The sequence below is a fragment of the Marinoscillum sp. 108 genome (genome assembly GCF_902506655.1).
In the GTDB taxonomy this organism is placed as follows: Bacteria; Bacteroidota; Bacteroidia; order Cytophagales; family Cyclobacteriaceae; genus Marinoscillum; species Marinoscillum luteum.
On sequence record NZ_LR734808.1, the window covers coordinates 2,864,733 to 2,884,597 of the forward strand.

The 19,865-nt window shown below is 47.0% G+C and carries 16 protein-coding genes; 10 read left to right on the forward strand and 6 right to left on the reverse strand.

The features are described 5' to 3' along the window. Positions 1–20: 20 nt before the first annotated feature. The 5 genes from GV030_RS11340 to GV030_RS11360 all read left to right on the forward strand — a co-directional run bounded on the left by GV030_RS11340 (position 21) and on the right by GV030_RS11360 (position 9,409). Positions 21–3,194: a CHAT domain-containing protein gene (locus tag GV030_RS11340; protein WP_159582424.1), complete on the forward strand. Its 3,174-nt coding sequence runs from the start codon at positions 21–23 to the stop codon at positions 3,192–3,194. 69 nt (positions 3,195–3,263) lie between these two features. After that, positions 3,264–4,628: a sensor histidine kinase gene (locus tag GV030_RS11345; RefSeq protein ID WP_159582425.1), complete on the forward strand. Its 1,365-nt coding sequence runs from the start codon at positions 3,264–3,266 to the stop codon at positions 4,626–4,628. 144 nt (positions 4,629–4,772) lie between these two features. Then, positions 4,773–7,532, forward strand: a complete 2,760-nt coding sequence (polA, locus tag GV030_RS11350) for a DNA polymerase I (RefSeq protein ID WP_159582426.1) — start codon at positions 4,773–4,775, stop codon at positions 7,530–7,532. A gap of 19 nt (positions 7,533–7,551) precedes the next feature. Further along, a complete protein-coding gene (locus GV030_RS11355; protein ID WP_159582427.1) occupies positions 7,552–8,499 on the forward strand; it encodes a threonine/serine dehydratase in 948 nt (315 codons plus the stop codon). Positions 8,500–8,530: 31 nt separating this feature from the next. After that, entirely contained in the window at positions 8,531–9,409 is an 879-nt protein-coding gene (locus GV030_RS11360; protein ID WP_159582428.1) for a diacylglycerol kinase family protein, read from the forward strand. A gap of 5 nt (positions 9,410–9,414) precedes the next feature. On the opposite strand, the gene lgt is transcribed toward GV030_RS11360, so the two are convergent. Both lgt and GV030_RS11370 read right to left on the reverse strand, forming a co-directional pair. Continuing rightward, on the reverse strand, positions 9,415–10,188 hold the full coding sequence (gene lgt, locus GV030_RS11365) for a prolipoprotein diacylglyceryl transferase (protein WP_159582429.1): 774 nt from the start codon (positions 10,186–10,188) through the stop codon (positions 9,415–9,417). A gap of 33 nt (positions 10,189–10,221) precedes the next feature. Next, on the reverse strand, positions 10,222–10,704 hold the full coding sequence (locus GV030_RS11370) for a PaaI family thioesterase (RefSeq protein ID WP_159582430.1): 483 nt from the start codon (positions 10,702–10,704) through the stop codon (positions 10,222–10,224). Between the two features lie 107 nt (positions 10,705–10,811). Between GV030_RS11370 and GV030_RS11375 the strand changes: the two genes are divergently transcribed. From GV030_RS11375 to GV030_RS11390, 4 genes are all read left to right on the forward strand, one after another. Further along, entirely contained in the window at positions 10,812–11,708 is an 897-nt protein-coding gene (locus GV030_RS11375) for an MBL fold metallo-hydrolase (RefSeq protein WP_159582431.1), read from the forward strand. A gap of 84 nt (positions 11,709–11,792) precedes the next feature. Next, complete coding sequence (locus GV030_RS11380) at positions 11,793–12,623, forward strand: universal stress protein (protein WP_159582432.1); 831 nt, start codon at positions 11,793–11,795, stop codon at positions 12,621–12,623. Positions 12,624–12,734: 111 nt separating this feature from the next. Then, a complete protein-coding gene (locus GV030_RS11385; protein ID WP_159582433.1) occupies positions 12,735–13,568 on the forward strand; it encodes a universal stress protein in 834 nt (277 codons plus the stop codon). Between the two features lie 151 nt (positions 13,569–13,719). Continuing rightward, positions 13,720–15,792, forward strand: a complete 2,073-nt coding sequence (locus GV030_RS11390) for a glycoside hydrolase family 97 protein (protein WP_159582434.1) — start codon at positions 13,720–13,722, stop codon at positions 15,790–15,792. A gap of 114 nt (positions 15,793–15,906) precedes the next feature. Here the strand turns inward: GV030_RS11390 and GV030_RS11395 are convergent, their stop codons facing one another. After that, the gene (locus GV030_RS11395) at positions 15,907–16,356 is read right to left on the reverse strand and encodes a MarR family winged helix-turn-helix transcriptional regulator (RefSeq protein WP_159582435.1); all 450 of its coding nucleotides are present in this window, start codon (positions 16,354–16,356) and stop codon (positions 15,907–15,909) included. Positions 16,357–16,470: 114 nt separating this feature from the next. On the opposite strand from GV030_RS11395, the gene GV030_RS11400 reads away from it, so the two are divergent. Then, positions 16,471–17,514, forward strand: a complete 1,044-nt coding sequence (locus GV030_RS11400; protein ID WP_159582436.1) for a hypothetical protein — start codon at positions 16,471–16,473, stop codon at positions 17,512–17,514. Positions 17,515–17,573: 59 nt separating this feature from the next. Here GV030_RS11400 and GV030_RS11405 read toward each other — a convergent pair whose 3' ends face one another. From GV030_RS11405 to GV030_RS11415, 3 genes are all read right to left on the reverse strand, one after another. Next, the gene (locus tag GV030_RS11405) at positions 17,574–18,221 is read right to left on the reverse strand and encodes a DUF4097 family beta strand repeat-containing protein (protein WP_159582437.1); all 648 of its coding nucleotides are present in this window, start codon (positions 18,219–18,221) and stop codon (positions 17,574–17,576) included. Between the two features lie 26 nt (positions 18,222–18,247). Next, positions 18,248–19,027 carry a DUF4097 family beta strand repeat-containing protein gene (locus GV030_RS11410; RefSeq protein WP_159582438.1) on the reverse strand — a complete coding sequence of 260 codons (780 nt, stop codon included), beginning with the start codon at positions 19,025–19,027 and terminating at the stop codon, positions 18,248–18,250. A 93-nt stretch (positions 19,028–19,120) separates the two neighbouring features. Continuing rightward, entirely contained in the window at positions 19,121–19,864 is a 744-nt protein-coding gene (locus GV030_RS11415) for a HEAT repeat domain-containing protein (RefSeq protein ID WP_159582439.1), read from the reverse strand. Position 19,865 lies beyond the last annotated feature (1 nt).

The following is a 19,865-nucleotide window of genomic DNA, read 5'->3' on the forward strand; positions in this document are numbered from 1 at the left end:
AAAAAAAATTTAATTCCGCCATGACTCGATTATACATTTTCGCTTTATTGGTGCTGACCTCTTTCGGGTCTGCCCTAGCACAGTATCAGTTTGAAAATAAGAAGGCTGAAAAACTCTACGAAAAACTCGAGCTGTATTATGCTGAGGGTGACTATGAGGGAATTTTAAAAAACGAAGGCCAAATCAAAGAGCTCTTTCTGAGCAAACAAGACACCCTTGGGGCCCTGATGAACGGCTTTTTGGGAGAGGCTTATCTTTATTGGGAAAATGACCTGAACAAGAGTTTAGGGTTCTACCAGAAAGAATATGAGTTGCGATCTGCACTCGGCAAAGAAGGTGGCGACATCAAGAACCTTATTTTTAATTTGGGTTACATCCAGGATGAGCTTGGCTTTTATGGCAAGACAGAAAGTCTTTACCTGGAGCTCCTCCAGCTGGAAGAAGCCGCCTCCGGAGTAAAAAGTGAAGACTATTTCATCTCGGCCACCTCACTTTTGGATCACTATGTGTTTACAGAAGAATTCAATAAAGGCCTGGACCTCATCAAAGACCTGAAAAAGAATGTAGACCGAAAAAGCTTTGAAGAAGCTATGCTTTTGAAGTTTACGGGTGATTTCTATCAAATGTCAGGTGCTAATAGAAAAAGCGAAAAAGCCCTGCTCGAATCATTGGAAATCTTAAAGGAAAATGGGCTTTACGCCTCCGTAGAATACGTCTCCGTCCTCAACAGTATGGGAGGTCTCTACACCATCATCGGCAAAATCCCCGTAGCAGAAGAAGTCTATCAGGAAGCCCTCTCTATCATGGACAGACTACAGGGAGATTACTCAGACTATGAGCTGGCACTCAAAGGCAACCTCGCGCTTATTCTCCAGCTTCTGGGCAACTACGACGAGGCTGAAGAGATTTACCTGGAAAATCTCACTGCCGACGAAGAATTTTACGGAACCGAGTCTTTTGTATATGGCATGGAAGCCTATAACCTTGCCTCCAACTACATGTATGCCCAAAAATATGCCAAGGCTGAGAAGTACTTTATGATCGCCGCGGATGTTTTCAAAGCGGATATGGGACAGGAGAATCTCTACTATGCCCGGGTATTGCAAAACCTGACTTATCTCTATACTCAGACACGCCAACTGGACAAAGCCAAAGAAAATGGCCTTAAGGCGATTGACCTTGTGGAAAAGGCCGCGGGAGACAACCTGTATCAGATTTCATTTGCCTACTATAACCTGGGTGATGCTTACTTCACGGATGGCAACATCCCATTGGCTGAAAAATACCATGCGCAAGCGCTGGAGTTGAGAAAAAAAGGAGTGGGAACCGGCCACTCAGATTATGCCAAAAGCACCAACAAAATGGCCATCCTCAACTGGAACAAAAACAAATTGGATGTGGCCCTTGGGTTTTACAAAGAAACCTTCAAAAACTACTTTGACCAGATCAACATGATCTTCCCCATCCTGAGTGAAGACGAGAAGTCAAAGTTTTATTACAACAACCTGAAACCCGCCTTTGAGCAGTACAACTCATTCATCGTAGAGACCAGCCGAGAAGAAAAAGAGCTGATCAGCGAGATGTATAACTACCAGCTCGCCACCAAAGGTTTGATCCTTTATGCTACCAACAAGGTGAAAGATGCCATCGTCAATAGCAATGACCCGGCACTCATCAGCAAATACGAAATGTGGATTGAGCAAAAAGAGCAGCTGGCCAAACTCTTTAGTGCCTCCGAGATTCCGGCCAACGTCCGTAATCAGAAGATTGACTCTTTGAATGCTTCTTCCAATGCATTGGAAAAAGAGCTCAGCAAAGCCTCTTCTGTTTTTGCGCAGACGGTAGCCAGTCGTAACCTCACCTGGAAAGACATCCAAACCAAACTAAAACCTGGCGAAGCAGCCGTTGAAGTCATCCGATTTAGAGATTTCACACCAGATTCTGCCGGAGTGTTTACCGACGAGGTGTATTATGCAGCACTGATCATCACAGACCAAACTAAGGATTATCCGGAAATGGTGCTGATGAGAAATGGTAAGCTCATGGAGACCAAATACCTCTCCAACTACCGCAACGCCATCAAGTACAAGATAGACGAAGACTTTTCTTACAAACTGTTTTGGAGACCAATAGCCAATAAGCTGGAAGGGATCAAAAAAGTGTATTTTTCTCCGGACGGAGTATTCAATCAAATCAGTATTTACACCCTTCGAAACCCCGCCACCGGCAATTTCACGCTGGATGAATTAGAAATTCAGCTGGTGACCAACACCAAGGATCTCGTAGCGCTAAATGCTAGCCCTAATTCCGAGAATAAATCCTACCTATTTGGCTACCCCAACTACAACATGGGTGTGCTCGACAGTAAAAAGGAAGAGGGTGGATCTGCAGCTAAAGGTATTGTGGATGCGGCCAGTGAAGGACGGGGAATGAGCCGCGGTGTAAGAGGAAGCCGCGGTGCAGACGATACAGACATTGCCTCCTTGAGTAGGGGTGGGTCTCTACCCAGAGGAATCAGAGGTAACATGCTCAGATACATGCGCTCCAACCAGATGCTGGCCTTGCTACCGGGTACTAAAAAGGAGGTTAACCTGATCGATAGCCTGTATCAACTGAAAAACGCCAGTGTAACCACCTATCTCAGCAATGATGCCCTGGAAGACAGCATTAAAAACATGAAGAGCCCTCGCACCCTTCACATTGCCACACACGGATTCTTCCTGGAAAGTGAAGAGGAAGAAATGGAGGGTCAGGACAAATACGTACAAAACCCACTGCTTCGATCCGGGCTGATCCTGGCAGGAGCTAACAGTTATATCAGTGAAGGTAAAATTTCAGACGAAGTGTATCATCATGAAGATGGAATCCTTACTGCCTTTGAGGCCATGAACCTCAACCTTGACCAAACCGAGTTGGTCGTGCTTTCGGCCTGCGAAACTGGTCTTGGAGAAATCAAAAATGGTGAAGGGGTATATGGTCTTCAGCGAGCCTTCCAGGTAGCCGGTGCAGATGCCATCATCATGTCTATGTGGACAGTGGATGATGATGCTACACAGGAACTCATGACCATCTTTTACGAAGAGTGGCTTGGAGGAAAAACCAAACAAGAAGCATTCATCATTGCTCAGAAAAGGCTCAAGGCCAAATGGAAGTCTCCCTATTATTGGGGGGCCTTCGTGATGGTAGGAATTTAATTTTTAAACAAAAACCGGCTTAGTCCGGTTTTTTTGTTTTTCTTTCTGACCGGGAAATACCGTTCAACCTTGCTAGACCATCTTCCTAAGTCCAATGCGCTCGAAAAGCGCCTTTTCGAGTATATCTGTCTGATCCAGTTTGTCATCATGACTTACCTGATGAGCCGGGCATTGCTCAATTTTGGATGGACCGCTCTGGCATTGATGGATCTCGTTGTGGCGCTGATCGGACTCCTCTTTTACCTGCTTTCCAAATACAAAGGATATTTCAACCTTCTCCGAATTCCCCTGATTGGATTTCTTTTTGCCGCGTCGGTCTTCTTTTGGTACCGGCTGGGTGGCTTTTATGGTACCACGGCCACCGCCGGTATTTCTGTGGGGTTGGTCGCTATTGTCATTTCTCCTGCCCGTAAGAAAATATTCTTCTTTCTGTTCTCGGCAGCTTTTATCATCACACTGGTCATCGTGCAGCTACAAACCAACTGGATTGACAGTACCATAGACAAATCTGTGTTCCCCATTAATTACATCATCTTCTCCATGGCCATTTTGATCATTACCTATATGGTCAAGTCGGAGTTTGATAAGGAGCGACGCAAAGCAGTGAAGCAAAACATCAGATTGCAGGCACTAAATGAAAAACTGGTAGAAACCATTAGCCAGAAGGAGCAATACATCAATGAGCTCGGCCAAACCAGGGACCGTCTGATTGAGTCTGAAAAAATGGCTTCCATCGGGCGGCTTACTGCCGGCCTGGCCCATGAGCTGAACAACCCGCTGAACTACATCGGCGGAAACGTACAACCCATCATCCAGGACCTTGAAGACATCAAACAAGCCATGACCTACAGGCAGTTGGCCCAGACCCAACAGACCTTTACCGAAATCCACAACTTACTCTTCAACATCATCGAGGGATCGCAGCGCGCCTCAGACGTGATCGATAACCTCCTCAAAATATCGCCCAAGGCCGTTGAAAATCAGGTGGCAAAAATTTCCCTCAACGAGCTCGTTGGACGTACTTGCGTTTTGTTACAAAATGCCCATCCTGAGATCCACTTCTGGATTGCCCGCAATGAAAAACTGGTGATCCTTGGTAATCCTACGGAGATTAATCAGGTCCTACTGAACCTCCTAAAGAATGCCATTGACGCAGTTCAGGATTGTAAAAAGGGGAAAATCATCGTGGAGGTTTACTGGGAAAACGATCAGAGCATTGTGAATATAAAAGACAATGGCTCGGGGATTCCGGCTGCCAATCTTTCTAAAATCTTTGAGCCCTTCTTTACCACCAAAGAAGAAGGCAAAGGCACCGGGCTGGGTTTGTATATCTCCCATGGCATTATCAAAAAACATGGCGGTAAAATCGAGTACTCCGCTCTCGATCCCGGCACCTGCTTCAAGGTTTCTTTCCCTTCTTTTCAGGAATCCTGAACAAAAATTATTACCTGACTCGCAGGTGGCCCTTATGTTTTAGAATCTCCCCACTAATAACTTCAAGCGTATGGTTGATTTTATAACAGCCCGCCGGTAGAAAACACATTTCATTTCAGTGACGCTTGAACTACCTTTACTCGCATGAGTGAAAAGAAAAAACTGTTTCTACTGGATGCCATGGCGCTCATTTATCGCGCTCACTTTGCCCTTAGTAAAAACCCCATTGTCAACTCCAAAGGCGTTGATACCGGGGCTATTTTGGGCTTTACCAATTCCCTTCTGGAGATCATCACCAAGGAAAAACCAAGTCATATTGCTGTTGCGTTTGATACCCATGCCCCCACCTTTCGACATGTAGAATTCGCCGAATACAAAGCCACTCGCCAATCTCAGCCGGAAGAAATTGGTGTGGCCATCCCTTATTGCAAAAAAATCATCGCCGGCTTCAACATCCCCATTCTGGAACTGGACGGATTCGAAGCAGACGACCTCATAGGCACACTGGCCAAAAAAGCCGCTCGCGAAAACTTTGAGGTGTATATGATGACCCCCGATAAAGACTTTGCGCAGCTGGTCGAGGATCACATCTTCCTATACAAACCAGCCTATATGGGCAATGCCGTAGACGTGCTGGGTATCCCCGAGGTATTGCAAAAATTTGACATAGACAATGTGGATCAGGTCCGTGATGTATTGGGCCTCAAGGGAGATTCTGTGGACAATATACCTGGTGTACCGGGTATCGGAGATAAAACTGCCTCTAAACTTTTGCGGGAGTTTGGCACTGTGGAAAATATAGTAGCTAATGTGGATCAGCTCAAAGGCGCACTCAAGACCAAAATAGAAACACACGGAGAACAGGGGATTTTTTCCAAAAAGCTGGCCACCATTAATATTGACTCCCCCATTGAGTTCGATGAGGAAGGCCTGGTACTTTCTGACCCTAACCCAGAAGTCCTTAAACCGCTTTTCGAGGAACTTGAATTCCGCACCATTGCCAAGCGGGTATTTGGAGACACTACTGCCGAGAAAGAGTCCGGGCAGCTCGGCCTTTTTGGAGGTGCCATGAGCGCGCCTCCTGCTTCCAGCAAAGAAAATTTTGAGGAGAAAAAAGTATCCTACCAGCTGGTGGATAGTGTCGAAGACAGAAAATCACTGTTGTCACAACTAAGTAAGCTTGATGCTTTTTGTTTTGACACAGAAACTACCAGCCTGGAGTCCATCGAGGCAGAGCTTGTGGGTATTTCGTTTTGCTTCAAAAAAGGGGAGGCCTATTATGTGACGATTCCAGAAGATCAAAAGGCGGCACAAGCGATTGTGGAGGAATTCAAGGTGCTTTTTGAAAATGAGAAAACCACCAAAATAGGGCAGAACCTGAAGTACGACATGCAGATCCTTCGCAACTATGGCGTCATGCTGAAAGGAGCTATTTTCGATACTATGCTCGCCCACTACCTGATAGATCCAGAGACGGCCCACAACATGGACGTCTTGGCTGAGAATTACCTCAACTACACACCCATATCGTTTTCCGAGCTGGTAGGTAAAGGCAAGAAAGAAAAAAACATTCGCGACATAGACATCAACCTGGTGAAGGACTACGCCTGTGAGGATGCAGACATCACCTTTCAGCTGAAAGAAAAACTGGAACCCGAAATCAAGGAGTTTAACCTGGGCAAACTCCTGCATGAGGTAGAAGAACCTCTGTCTTATGTGCTGGCCGACATGGAATACGAAGGGGTGAAAATCGATGAACAAGCCCTGGCTGCAATGTCCAAAGAATTGGAGCAGGAGAGCCTCAGGGCCCAAACTGAAATCTTCGAAATCGCCGGTCAGGAGTTTAATATCGGATCTCCCAAACAGCTTGGTGAGATTCTCTTCGACAAACTGAAGCTCATAGACGACCCGAAAAAAACAAAGACCGGACAATACGCCACTGGCGAAGACATTCTTTCGCGGCTGGCCAACGAACACGAAATCGCTTCCAAAATTCTGGAGTTCAGGGAGTACCAAAAGTTGAAATCCACCTATGTGGATGCACTTCCAAAAATGGTGAGCAAAATTGACGGGAGGGTACATACGGACTACCGTCAGACCATTGCTGCCACCGGCCGGTTGAGTTCCAACAACCCCAACCTTCAAAATATTCCAATCCGGACCGCAAAGGGCAGGGAGATCAGAAGGGCATTTATCCCAAGAAGTGAAGAGTATGAAATACTCTCTGCAGATTACTCCCAGATAGAGTTGCGCATCATGGCCTCCTTCTCTGGAGATGAAAGTATGACCCAGGCGTTCAAAGAGGGGGTGGACATCCATGCCAATACTGCCAGCAAAGTGTTCAAAGTGCCATTGGATCAGGTGGAGTCGAGCATGCGCCGAAAAGCCAAAGAAGTCAACTTTGGAATCATCTATGGCATTTCGGCATTTGGTCTGTCACAAAACCTGAATATATCCAGATCAGAAGCCGGAGAGATCATAGAAGCCTACTTCACGGAATTCCCTAAGGTAAAAGCCTATATGGATGATGTCATCGAAAAGGCGCGCAAGCAGGAATATGTAGAAACCATCCTGGGCAGAAGGCGATATTTGAGGAATATCAACACCAAAAATTTCACGATGAGAGGCTTTGCAGAACGCAATGCCATCAACGCGCCCATTCAGGGCAGTGCGGCAGATATGATCAAAGTGGCCATGATCAACGTACACAACTGGATGAAAAAAGAAAAACTCAAATCCAAAATGATCATGCAGGTGCATGATGAACTGGTATTTGACGTCCATAAAAGTGAAATTGACCTACTCACTACCAAGGTAGATGAGTTTATGAAAACTGCCATCCAGCTGGAAGTTCCTATGGAAATAGGTCTTGGCAGAGGCAATAACTGGCTGGAGGCACATTAATTAATCCCAACACAGATACATGGAAAGCATACCAAGCTTAAGCGATATTAAGAGAGCGCATCAGCGCATCTCCAAAATCATACTGGAAACACCCGTAATGACCTCCAACTCCATCGATGAGATGACTGGTTGCACGGTATTCTTCAAGTGTGAAAATTTTCAGAAAGTCGGGGCATTTAAAATGCGCGGAGCGGCCAATATGATTCTTGGCTTTCGTCCGGAAGAGCGAGTCAATGGCTTTGCTACACACTCCTCAGGTAACCACGCTCAGGCCGTGGCCCTCGCAGCGAAGCTGTCCGGAACAAAGGCCTACGTGGTAATGCCCGAAAACAGCGCGGAGGTGAAAATAAAAGCCACCAAAGAATATGGGGCTGAGGTGATCCTTTGTGAAGCAAATGAAAAATCCAGGATCAAAACCTGTAATGAAATTATCGCCAAAACAGGTGCCATTTTTGTGCCCCCTTTTGATGACTATCGGGTAATAGCCGGCCAGGCTACAGTGGCCAAAGAATTCATAGAAGCCGAAGAGTCACTGGAGGTCATCATGACCCCAGTAGGCGGTGGTGGACTGGCAGCAGGTACAGCACTGGCAGCCAAATACCTGGATCCAAACATAGAGGTGATTCTCGGAGAGCCCGAGAAAGCGGACGACACATACAAATCCATGAAGGCCGGTAAGATTATGCCGGTGAAAAATCCTGATACCATTGCGGATGGACTCAAGGTAACCGTGGGTGAGCGTAATTTTGAAATCATTCAGAAGGAAGTAAAAGAAGTAATCACAGTCTCCGAAGCAGAAATCATCAATGCTATGCGGATCATCTGGGAGCGCATGAAAATCATCGTGGAGCCTTCCTGTGCGGTACCTTTTGCCGCCCTGCTAAAAAGGAAAGATGAGTTTGCCGGGAAGAAAGTGGGCATTATCCTTACCGGCGGAAACGTGGACTTAGGGAATCTGCCTTTCTAAGCCTATATTTAAAAACTACTAACCTTAGGATGTGAAGCGACTATTTTTCGTGGTGGCCAACCCGGCTTCCGGGAGCACCAGGCTCGAGGATATTCTCAATGATGTCATCGATTTTCTGAATGATAAAAAGTACAAATACGAGGTATTCCTTACCTCCAAAAAACACAACGCCTGGAAGACCGTAGAGAAGAATTTCGACCCTTCATTTACTGACCTCCTCATTATTGGTGGGGATGGTACCATCAATGAAGCGATCAATGGACTCAAATATGACGTGCCTGTGAGTATTATTCCCAATGGTACGGGCAACGATTTTGTGAAAAATTACCCGGTGGGCAAATCCATCTATGATTACCTGAAGGTGCTGGACAAAGGAGCCATACACACGATAGACCTGGGCTTGTGCAATGGAAGAAAGTTTGTAAACGGGGTAGGTATCGGCTTTGACGGCCAGATTGTTGCAGACATGCTTCGCAAAAAAAGTTTTCTTAAAGGTCCTACCAAATATTACTACTACGTACTGCGTATATTGGCTAGCTACAAAGCTCGGCGGTATAAGTTTGTCCAGGATAAATCCACCTACGAAAAAAATCTTATCCTCCTGTGCGTAGCCAATGGCACCACCTTTGGCGGAAGCTTTAAGCTTACTCCGGATGCAGAGATCAACGACACCATCCTGGATGTCTGTGAAATCGGGAAAATCAGTGGCCTACGAAGGTTTTTGAATATCCACCGACTAAAAGAAGGAACCCACGATCGGCTCCCAGAGGTCAAACTATCCCGCTGCAAACACCTCACGGTAGACGAAAATCCACACCTGGAAGCCCACATCGATGGCGAATATTTTGGGCATCCCCCATTCGAATTTGGGGTACTCCCCAATGCCTTGAGAATCCGAATGCTGAAATAGTAAGACTATCCTTTTTGTGTTTTCCGCAGGTAGAAATAGATGCCCACCGCCCCGGCGATGATCAATAGTGAAATGAATTGAGAGTGTGAGAGTACCCCGTCGATGATGAACCCTCGACGGATGTCTCCCCGAAAGATCTCAATCACAGACCGACCAATTGCATATAGGACGATGTAGACCAGAAACAGCCTTCCTTCAAAACGCTTATATCGCTTAAACATCCACAGAATAACCAGGGTACTACCAATCCAGGCCACCTCATAAAGCTGGGTGGGGTGCAGGGCGGTGTTTAGCGGTTCTGCCTGGCTTTCCGGGTCCGTAAAAGTGATCCCCAAAATACTCTCTGTAGGCAGGCCGTGACAACAACCCGCAAAAAAGCATCCCATCCGGCCAAATAAGTGGATAATACAGCCCGCGATAGCCATTCGATCCATCAAAGGCCAGACCGGCCACTTTTGCTTTCTGAAATACCAAACCGTGACAGGAATGACAAAGAGCAAGGATCCATAAAACACAAAACCAGTTCTGAATCCTTTGAACATATTGGAAATCGGGTGGAAGTAGTAATCTGGTTTCTCCAGATAAAAGAAAAACTTACCCCCCACAAATGCGGCTACAATAATAAGAATAGCCAGGTTTTGAATCTTTTCCGGCGAAATGCCAAGCTCACGCTTCACCACTGTGGACACATAAAAGTAGCCGGCAACAGCCCCCAACATAATCATGAAGCCGTAAGTGTGAATGGTAAAGCCGCCAATGGTAAATAGTTCTGGGTACATATCGGTAGTTGGATAAAATAGGTAGTTGTTTTGTTATTTGAAGGGGTTGGCTCCATGATGCGTACTGCTATCATACACACGAATGGCTATGACCTCAGCAGTAGCCGTCACTTCACCATTCACCTGAGCCGTGCAGGTCATCACCGTCTTCTTTCCTTTCACCTCAGCCACCTGAGCACGCAGCTCTATCGGGTGATCATTGGGCGTGGGCTTGATATACTTGACAGTGATGGTGCCCGTAGCGTATCGGTAAGTAGGCGCAGAGTCCAGGGATCGGCCCTCTCTTCTATATGCATCAGCCATGGCTGTCCCCATGCAGTGACAATCAATGAGGGTGGCAAGAATACCCCCATTCAGCAAATTGGCCCATCCATGGTACTTCTCCTGAGAGTTCCAGGTGCAAACCGCTTCCTCCCCTTCCCAATAACTCTGCACATGCAAGCCCTCCTCATTGCTCTCCCCACAGCCGAAGCAAACGTTTTCCGGCATGTGCTGTTGGAAATAGTCTTTTTTCATTTATCTGAATTTCAAGATGTCTGCTCGTTTTCGATGCGTTAAATTTAACCATTAAAATATCACTTTAGATTTTCTGACGATCTCCTTTTTATCAAATTTGACTCCATATGATTCATATTTTAGATCTTGAGTTTCAGGGCATAGATCACGCCATTGCTTCATTCCTCATTGAGACCAGTGCTGGCCCTGTGCTTATAGAATCCGGACCATACTCCACCTTTCCTGCCATGGAAAGCGCCCTCCGTCAGCATGGTTACAAAACATCTGACATTCAGCATGTGCTGCTCACGCATATCCACTTTGATCATGCCGGAGCTGCCTGGGCTTTTGCCAAAAGCGGTGCCAAAATATACTTGCACCCATTCGGTGCCTCCCATATGGAAGACCCTACCAGACTGTACGAATCCGCATCCAGAATCTATGGAGACCAGATGGGCCCTCTATGGGGGGCTATGGAAAAAATTCCTGGCGACCAATTGATTACGCTCGGGCATTCCGAACAGCTCACCATCGGTGACCAAACGTTCACAGCCCTGCACACCCCGGGTCACGCTCAGCATCACATTGCCTGGGAGCTGGGGGAGGTCATTTTCACCGGAGATGTGGCAGGAGTAAAAATAGGGGCTGGCCCGGTGGTGCCACCGTGTCCTCCTCCTGATATCAACCTCGAGGATTGGAATCAATCACTGGACATCCTACTGGAACGAAAAGCCAAAACCTTGTACCTGACCCACTACGGGCAGATCACTCAGATCGATTCTCATATTCAGGAGCTCAGGGCCATGCTTACAGATTGGGCCAATTGGATAAAACCGAAATGGGAATCTGGTATGGCTGCAGACGAAATGACCCCTTTGTTTTCGAAGTATACCGCTGACCAACTGAGCGGATTAGGGGTATCGGCCCATGGTGCAAAGCAATATGAAGCCGCCAATCCCAGCTGGATGAGTGTGGCCGGGCTCATCAGGTATTGGAAGAAAAAAAACTCCCAGGGGCAGTCCTGACCAAAATCATGCTTTGGGTTGAGTAGGGTCAATCTTTCTACCCCTGACATGTCGTAGCTTTCTACCTGAAAAGCTTCAAATGTCATGAAAAAAATACTTGTTCCCACTGATTTTTCGGATTGCGCCAGATACGCTACCGATACAGCCATGCAAATAGCCAAGCGAGCTGGCGCGGAGTTGCATTTTTACCACCACATTTTCGTTCCGGTAGACTGGGTGGTGGTAGACTTTGGTCATGGTAGCTCCCTGCCAGACATCTCGGAAGAGGAAAAAGGCGTATTAGAACAATTAAAAAATCTGGAAAGCGAGGCCTTTAGTCAGGGAATAAAATGTGTCACTCACATGGACTACGACACGAGCTCGGAGTCCATCACCAGGTATGCAACTGCACAGGACATTTCACTCATAGTGATGGGGTCGCATGGTGCCAAAGGCATCAAGGAGTTCTTCATCGGGTCTAATGCTCAAAACGTGGTGAAACATGCCAACATCCCCGTGCTCATCATCAAGAATAAACCTGTAATTCGCGACTCACCGACTGTCCTATTTGCTTCCGATTTTCACACCGAGGCACTTAACGCTTTCAGACTAGTAGCGAAATACGCCAAAAAAATAGGCTCGAAGATACACCTGGTGTATCTCAATACTCCGGCAGAGTTCAAAAGATCCTGGGTGATCCGGGATCGCATGGATCAATTCATTGACATAGGATCGGATAGTCTTGCCAAAGCAGAAATTGTCGATTGTTTGTTTTTGGAAGAGGGGCTGCAAAACTATTGTGAGGAAAACGAAATTGAACTCCTCGCCATGGCCACTCATCACCGAAAGGGTTTGCCTCGTATGTTCATGGGAAGTATCACAGAGCAGGTGGTGAATCATATGGAAATACCCGTTGTGAGCATCCCCATCACCTAAGGTTTCAGCAAGAGATCTCCGCGAGGTGATCAAAATCATGTGGTGACTTTGGGCTTTCAGGAGCAGCATTACGTTTTATGTTTTATGCTACACCCTTTAAATACTACCCAAATGAAAAAGATTCTTGTTCCTACAGATTTTTCGGATTGCGCACAGAATGCAACCGAGGTGGCTAAAGAAATTGCCAGGCGATATCATGCAGAACTACATTTTTATCACTTCGTATCCGTGCCCGTAGATTGGGTGCACCTTGATTTTGCCCAGCATACCATATACCCGGATGTGACAGAGGAGGTTAAACGGGTACAGAACCAGCTGGATGCCGCTGTAAAAAATGCAGAAGCTGATGGTCTGCAAAGTGTTGCCTATATGGACTTTGACAACAGCACTGATGCTGTCACCAGGTACGCAAGATCCAACAACATCTCTATGATCGTGATGGGTTCGCATGGTGCCCGGGGGGTCAAAGAATTCTTTATAGGCTCCAATGCTCAAACTGTAGTCCGCCATGCGGAGGTCCCTGTGCTCATTGTCAAGCAAAAGTTGAAAAGTGTGGCTTTTCCAAATATTCTGTTTGTCTCTGATTTCGAAGATGAAATGATTCGTCCCTTTGAAGATGTGGTAGATTTTGCAGAATTGCTCGGGGCAAAAATCAATTTGCTCTATGTGAATACTCCTTCGGAATTTCAACGCTCATGGATCATAAAAGAGCGAATGGAGGGGTTCATTGCGCTGGCCTCAGGTAATCTGGGAAACGTTGAAATTATAGACAGCCATTCCTTTGGTGAAGGGTTGGAGAAGTATTGTGAGATGAACCAAACTGGCCTCCTGGCAATTGCCACACACCATCGCAAAGGGCTGTCAAGAGCATTTCTGGGTAGTCTCACGGAGACGGTTGTCAATCACGTAAAAGTGCCGGTAGTTAGTTTTCCAATACTCACATAGCCTATCAGCCTGAGGTTCCGTCTGAAAAGAAAATTTTATACCCGTCAGGTATAAATATGGGTTTTCATGCTTTCTTATCAAGTCTGAATTGATACAGGTTTTATTAGCTTAGTGGCACGTAAAATCATTTTGTAAGTATAAAGAAGTAAGTATGAAAAAGTTTTTTGGCCTCTCACTGATCAGTCTGATGATGGTCGGCTGTGGAGGCAAATCAGAAAAAGCCTGGATGGTAAGCTCACCAGACAAACAGATCGAGGTGAAATTTTTTACCCAAGGCGGCCAGCCAGCCTATGCGGTGTCCTATAAAGGCCAAAGTCAAATCGACACCTCGTTCCTCGGCTTTATGTTTCAGGATCAGCCAGCACTCCAGGGTAACCTCAAAGTAACTTCAGGCATCACCAGCTCTTTTAGCGAAACCTGGGAAATGCCCTGGGGAGAGCAAAGAGAAGTAGAGAACAGCTACAATGAGCTGAAACTATCTCTGGAAGAGACAACTCCCCCCAACCGCAAATTTGATGTGGTTTTCAGGGCGTTCAACGATGGTGTGGGATTCAGATATGAATTTCCCAAGCAGCCTGCCCTGGATGGAGAAACCATCATTTTAGAAGAACTCACAGAGTTTAACCTTACCGGAGATCATCAGGTATGGTGGATCCCTGGTGATTGGGACATCTATGAGTACCTGTACAACACCACCCGGTTTTCAGAGATCAACGCCTACTCAGTATTCATCCCGGGTGATCACCTGGGCCAGGTATACTTGCATAGCAACGCCGTGAATACTCCGGTAACAATGAAAAGCGACGCGGGAGTATACCTCAGCTTTCACGAGGCTGATTTGACCAACTACCCGGGGATGACCCTCAAAGTAGATACCACTAACCTCAGCATGGTCAGCGAGCTGGTAGGTAACAAAAGTGGGATCAAAGCCAGGGTAAAAGCTCCCTTTATTACTCCCTGGAGAACGGTCCAAATCGCTGATCGTGCCGGGGATCTGATAGAATCCAAGATGATCGTCAACCTCAATGATCCCAATCAGGTGGGAGATGTGTCGTGGTTTACGCCAATGAAATATGTAGGAATCTGGTGGGATATGCACCTGGGCAGAAAAACCTGGGATTACGCCAGTGGCAATCATGGAGCCACCACCGAATACACCAAAGAACTCATGGACTTTGCCGCGGAGAATGGCATTGGTGGGGTGCTGGTAGAAGGCTGGAATACCGGCTGGGAAACCTGGACAGACCCAAATATGCGCGATACCATCTTCGACTTTACCACGCCATACCCAGATTATGACCTGGCAGAGCTGGCCAGGTATGGCAAAGAAAAAGGAGTGCAAATCATCATGCACCACGAAACCAGTGGGGCCGTGGCCAGGTATGAAGAACGCATGCAGCCTGCCTATGACCTCATGAACAGACTGGGAATCCACTCTGTGAAAACCGGCTATGTGGGTACGATCATCCCGGACGGTGAGTATCACCACGGACAATGGATGGTCAACCACTATCAAAAGACCGTGGAGACTGGCGCCAAATATCAGGTAGCCATCAACATGCACGAGCCAATCAAGGCAACCGGAAAGCGACGAACTTTCCCAAATGAGATCGCACGTGAAGGACTCAGAGGACAAGAGTACAATGCCTGGGCAGCAGAAGGAGCAAATCCTCCAGAGCACCTGCCCATCGTAGCTTTCACCCGAATGCTGGCCGGACCGATTGATTATACCCCGGGTATCTTCAACCTCACGCTCAAACCCTACAAAGAAGACCACCCAATCAAATCCACACTGGCACAGCAGCTTTCCCTGTATGTGGTCATCTACAGCCCTATCCAGATGGCAGCAGACCTTATCGAATACTACCAGGGCAACCCTGCGTTTCAGTTTATCCGGGATGTAGCGGTAGACTGGGAGCAGAGCAAAGTTCTCGATGGTGAGGTAGGAGATTTTGTGGTGACCGCCCGACAGGCGAAAGGCACAGACAACTGGTTTGTAGGTGGTCTTACAGATGAAAACCCAAAACCTTATACCCTGAAGCTGGATTTTCTGGAAGAAGGAAAGACTTACACCGCCAGGGTATATAGGGATGCTGAAGAAACAGACTATGTCACCAACCCTACAGCCATTGATATTGTGGAGCTGGAGGTGAAAAAGGGGGATGAAATCCCTGTGAACATGGTTGCCGCTGGTGGGTTTGCAGTGAGTCTGCTCGCCCAGTAATGCTATAACGCTCTAAGACAGAAAAACCCAATCCGGAATGGTCTTGTCTGGCAGTTTCTCCAGACATTCAATCCCCGGGTTGGGTTTTTTATTCTACGAACACGACCCGCTTGATTATCCCCTAAGTTTATCCAATAAATCATTGAGTTGATCCATCTCCTCAAGACTCAGGTTGTTATATATATTGTCTAACTCCTTGATTTCTTCATCGATGCGCTCACAGAGGGCGTGGCCTTTGTATGAGATGGTCACATCCACCAGCCTTTTGTCTTTGGAGGATACCTCTTTGATCACGAGTTCCTTTTTCTGTAATCGGTCCACCATCCTGGAGACCCCGGCGTTCTTCTCCGCCATGCGATCCAGAATCTGAGAGGTGGTATAAGAGAGAGGAAAAGCGCCACGCAGTATCCTCAGTACGGTGTACTGCTGCGCGGTAAGGTCATACCCGGCAAAAAACTGCTGCATTCGCTCGTAAGTCCAGCCATGAGTAAAACTGAGGTTTACCCGCAACTTATGCTGAACAGACATAAAACCCTCTCCTTTGATTTCATCTTCAATTTTCATAAAAATAAGCCTCTTGCCCCATGCAATTTATGATGAATCATTGATGATCTATCACTACTTCTTAAAGTCCTTATTGCTGGGAAAGAATTATATTTCTCATATCTTTCGCCTACCATGAAAAGACTCCTATACAGCCTCCTGATTCTGCTCGTTTTATTGACAGCCATTGTTTTGCAAATCCTCCACTCGGGTGGTTTCTTCAGAAAAGTTGCTCCTGGTTTTGAAGGGAACATCATTCAAAAAATCAAACTGCCGGGAGCAGAAGATATCGCCATTAGCCGGGACGGTCATTTTTTGATCGTTTCGTCCGACAACAGAGCTGCCAGAAGAGACGGTCAACCAGAGCAAGGAGGCCTCTATCTCGTAGACCTCCGGGAGGAGCCCCTCTCGCCAAAACTACTCACTGAGCGTTTTGAGCAGCCCTTTTTCCCACATGGCATTTCTCTTCTTCGCCTGGACTCCGGGCGCTATCAGGTTTTGGCCATCAACCACGTGAATGAAAAGCACACGATAGAAAAATTTCTACTCTCTGGTGATCGGCTGGTACATGAAAAAACCCTCTCCGACGAATCAATGGTTAGCCCCAATGATGTAGTAGCCACCTCCGCCAATACTTTCTATTTCACCAATGACCACCGACATACCACGGGCACCTGGCGGTTAATGGAAGATTATCTGGGCCTCCGTCAGTCCAATGTGGTTTACTCAGATGGAAGCTCCTATCGCGAAGTGGCGCACGGCATTGCCTATGCCAACGGCATCAACTATGATGAGAACAGAAATCTCCTTTTCGTTGCTTCCCCCAGGGACTTTCTGGTGAAAGTCTATACGACCAATCCGGGTGGAGAGCTGTCCCTTATCGAGGATATAGATGTAGGCACAGGAGTGGATAACATTGAGTTTGACGAATTGGGAACCCTTTGGATCGGTGCGCATCCGAATCTGATGAAGTTTGCCAGCTACGCCTCAGGCCAATCAGAAATAGCCCCTTCGGAAGTGATTCAACTAACCTATCGCGGCACTGGTGATTATGATGTCAACTCCGTCTTTTTGGATGACGGATCCATTATTTCTGCCTCTACGGTAGCTGTTCCCTTCAATAACCTGGTTTTCATAGGCAATGTGATGGACGATGAGCTGATAGTCTGGGAGCGATGATTACAAAAAAACCCGGCCTCTTCAGGTCGGGTTTCTTAAGTCTTTGTGATGCTATGTTCTCAACCTTTCCTCAGGTAGATATTCCCACTGATCGTTTCCAGCTCCATTGGGGATCCTCCACTATTCACTTTTCCTCGCACATTCATCCCTACCACCTGCCGTAGGCCTTCCTTTCCTTCCGGGAAATCGATTTCCAGGTCGGAGAAGATCTCGCCGGAGATGGTTTTGGCTTTGAAGTCAAGCCCTTCTTCTCGAGCGACAGTGATGTCAATATCCCCTGAAATGGTTTTCAACTCCACTTCCCTGGTCATGGGAGTAATGATGAAATTACCGTTGATTGTATTGGCTTTAAGGCGAAGCTGACTGGGTAAAAAAACCCGATAGACTATTTCCGTCTGAAAGTTACAATTCTCTCCTTTTCGGTCCACTTTCTTCCACATGTCTTTGTCCATGGAAATGGTGATCGCTCGCTCGGTGACCATTTTATCCAGTGTGAAAATGTGATCATATTCTCCATCGTTGATGGAAACACTCACTTCTACATAGACTTCATTTTTATCCCATGTTTGGATGGTGATGTCATCTGCAAAATCAAAATTGAGTTGCAGGAGCTCTTGTTTTCCTACATTCGCTGATTCGGTCACCTGGGTCTGGGCATAGCCCACCCAGGTAGCTGCGAGGAGCAGCACGGTTATTAATGTTTTCATGTCCGTATGGTTAAAGTCTGAGTGGTTTACTTGGCTTTTCGAATGTAGACATCCCCACTGATGCTCTTGAGAGAAACCTCTACTCCACCACCATTTAGGGTAGCATTGGCAGACATCCCCCCGCCCCATCTTTTGAGGTCTTTTTCATCTCCAAACTTGAAGTCCACATCCGTGTATATTTCACCCGACACTGAGGATAGTTTGAAGTTGCCCTTGGAGCTTGCCGGCAAGGTGATGTCCAAATCACCGCTGGTAGATGAGATAGATGTAGGTGTGGTCTGATTGAGCGAGGAAAAGCGTACTGAAATATCGGAACTCAAAGAGTAGGCAACCAGCGGGCCTGTGATGTCCTCAAAGATCAAATCCCCATTTTGACTTTTTACCTCCACCTCGTTGGTTAACCCTCTGGCATAAAAATCCCCTGACTGCCAGCTATTCAGATCAGCCCTGAGCATCATGTTTTTAGGTAGTTTGATCCTGTACTCTCCGTCCGCTTTCCTGCTGGCGCCACTTATGGTGATCTTATTTCCCTCCTGCACCACGCTCAGACCAATTCCCGTATTTTCAGGGCCCGTGGCAGAAAGTGGTTTCAAGCCTTTGGCTTTCTCAGGTATTCCTTCGTACTCATCTGTCTCTATGGTGATTTCATTGCCGGACACACCCTCTATAGAAATGTCTGCATAAAGATTCTGTATCACCACAATGGTTTCCGCAATATTCCCTTTGGGGGTGTACTTGTACTGCTGGGCATGTGCCGCCAGAGCCACCAGGCTCATCAGCAGGGTAAGTGTATAAACTCGTTTCATTTCTTTTTCAATGTTTAGTTTCCAATTTGTTTTTATGATAATCTATATTCAATTGGCCATTTTGAATGCTCTTCTATATGCACCTGAAGGTGCTCAACTTAGTATTTCCAATGCTACTTTGGCTTGTTGTTTCACTTCCGGAGATGTCCCCTCGGCGTCCAGGAGTTTCTTGAGTGGCCGGACAGCATTTCTTTCCTGTGCCTCCATGAGAATGCTGATAAGCGCAATCTGTATGAGCGGGTCCGACTGATACTCCAGCGATTTTGACAACTCGAGACGTACCTGCTCCTGATCAGTAAACCGGGCCAGAGCCTGTGCCGCCGCATAGCGCACATTGGGACTCTCATCGGTATTCAGGGTTTTCATCAACGTAGCTACCAACTGGTCACTCGCTTCGGATTTTTCCTCCTCTATCCGGCTGACCACCTGTAGGCGCTGACTCGCTGTGGAAGTCTGAAGCGCATTGATCATGGAGACTTCCTTCAAAAGATCCACCTGCGAACGCAAGGCAATCACTTCATCTCTGTGATCAGTCACAGACCACTGTCCCACCGCAAAACCCACAACCAACAGTGCCACCGCCGCGGCGATCTGCCAAAAAGGAATGTTCCGTGACGGTGATCCCTCGTTTCTTTCTTCCCGAATGGCCTCTGCCACATTCCAGGCAATGGACGCAGGAGGGTCTAACTCCCTTGTAGTCTCCATTAAAAACAGGAGCTCTTCCATTTCCTTTATGCGACTCTGACACGTATCGCACTTTCTTAGGTGGTCTTCCCTTTCAGGTGATCGGTCACCTTCCAAATAAGCCACCAGGTCTTCGTCTGTCAAATGTGTCATA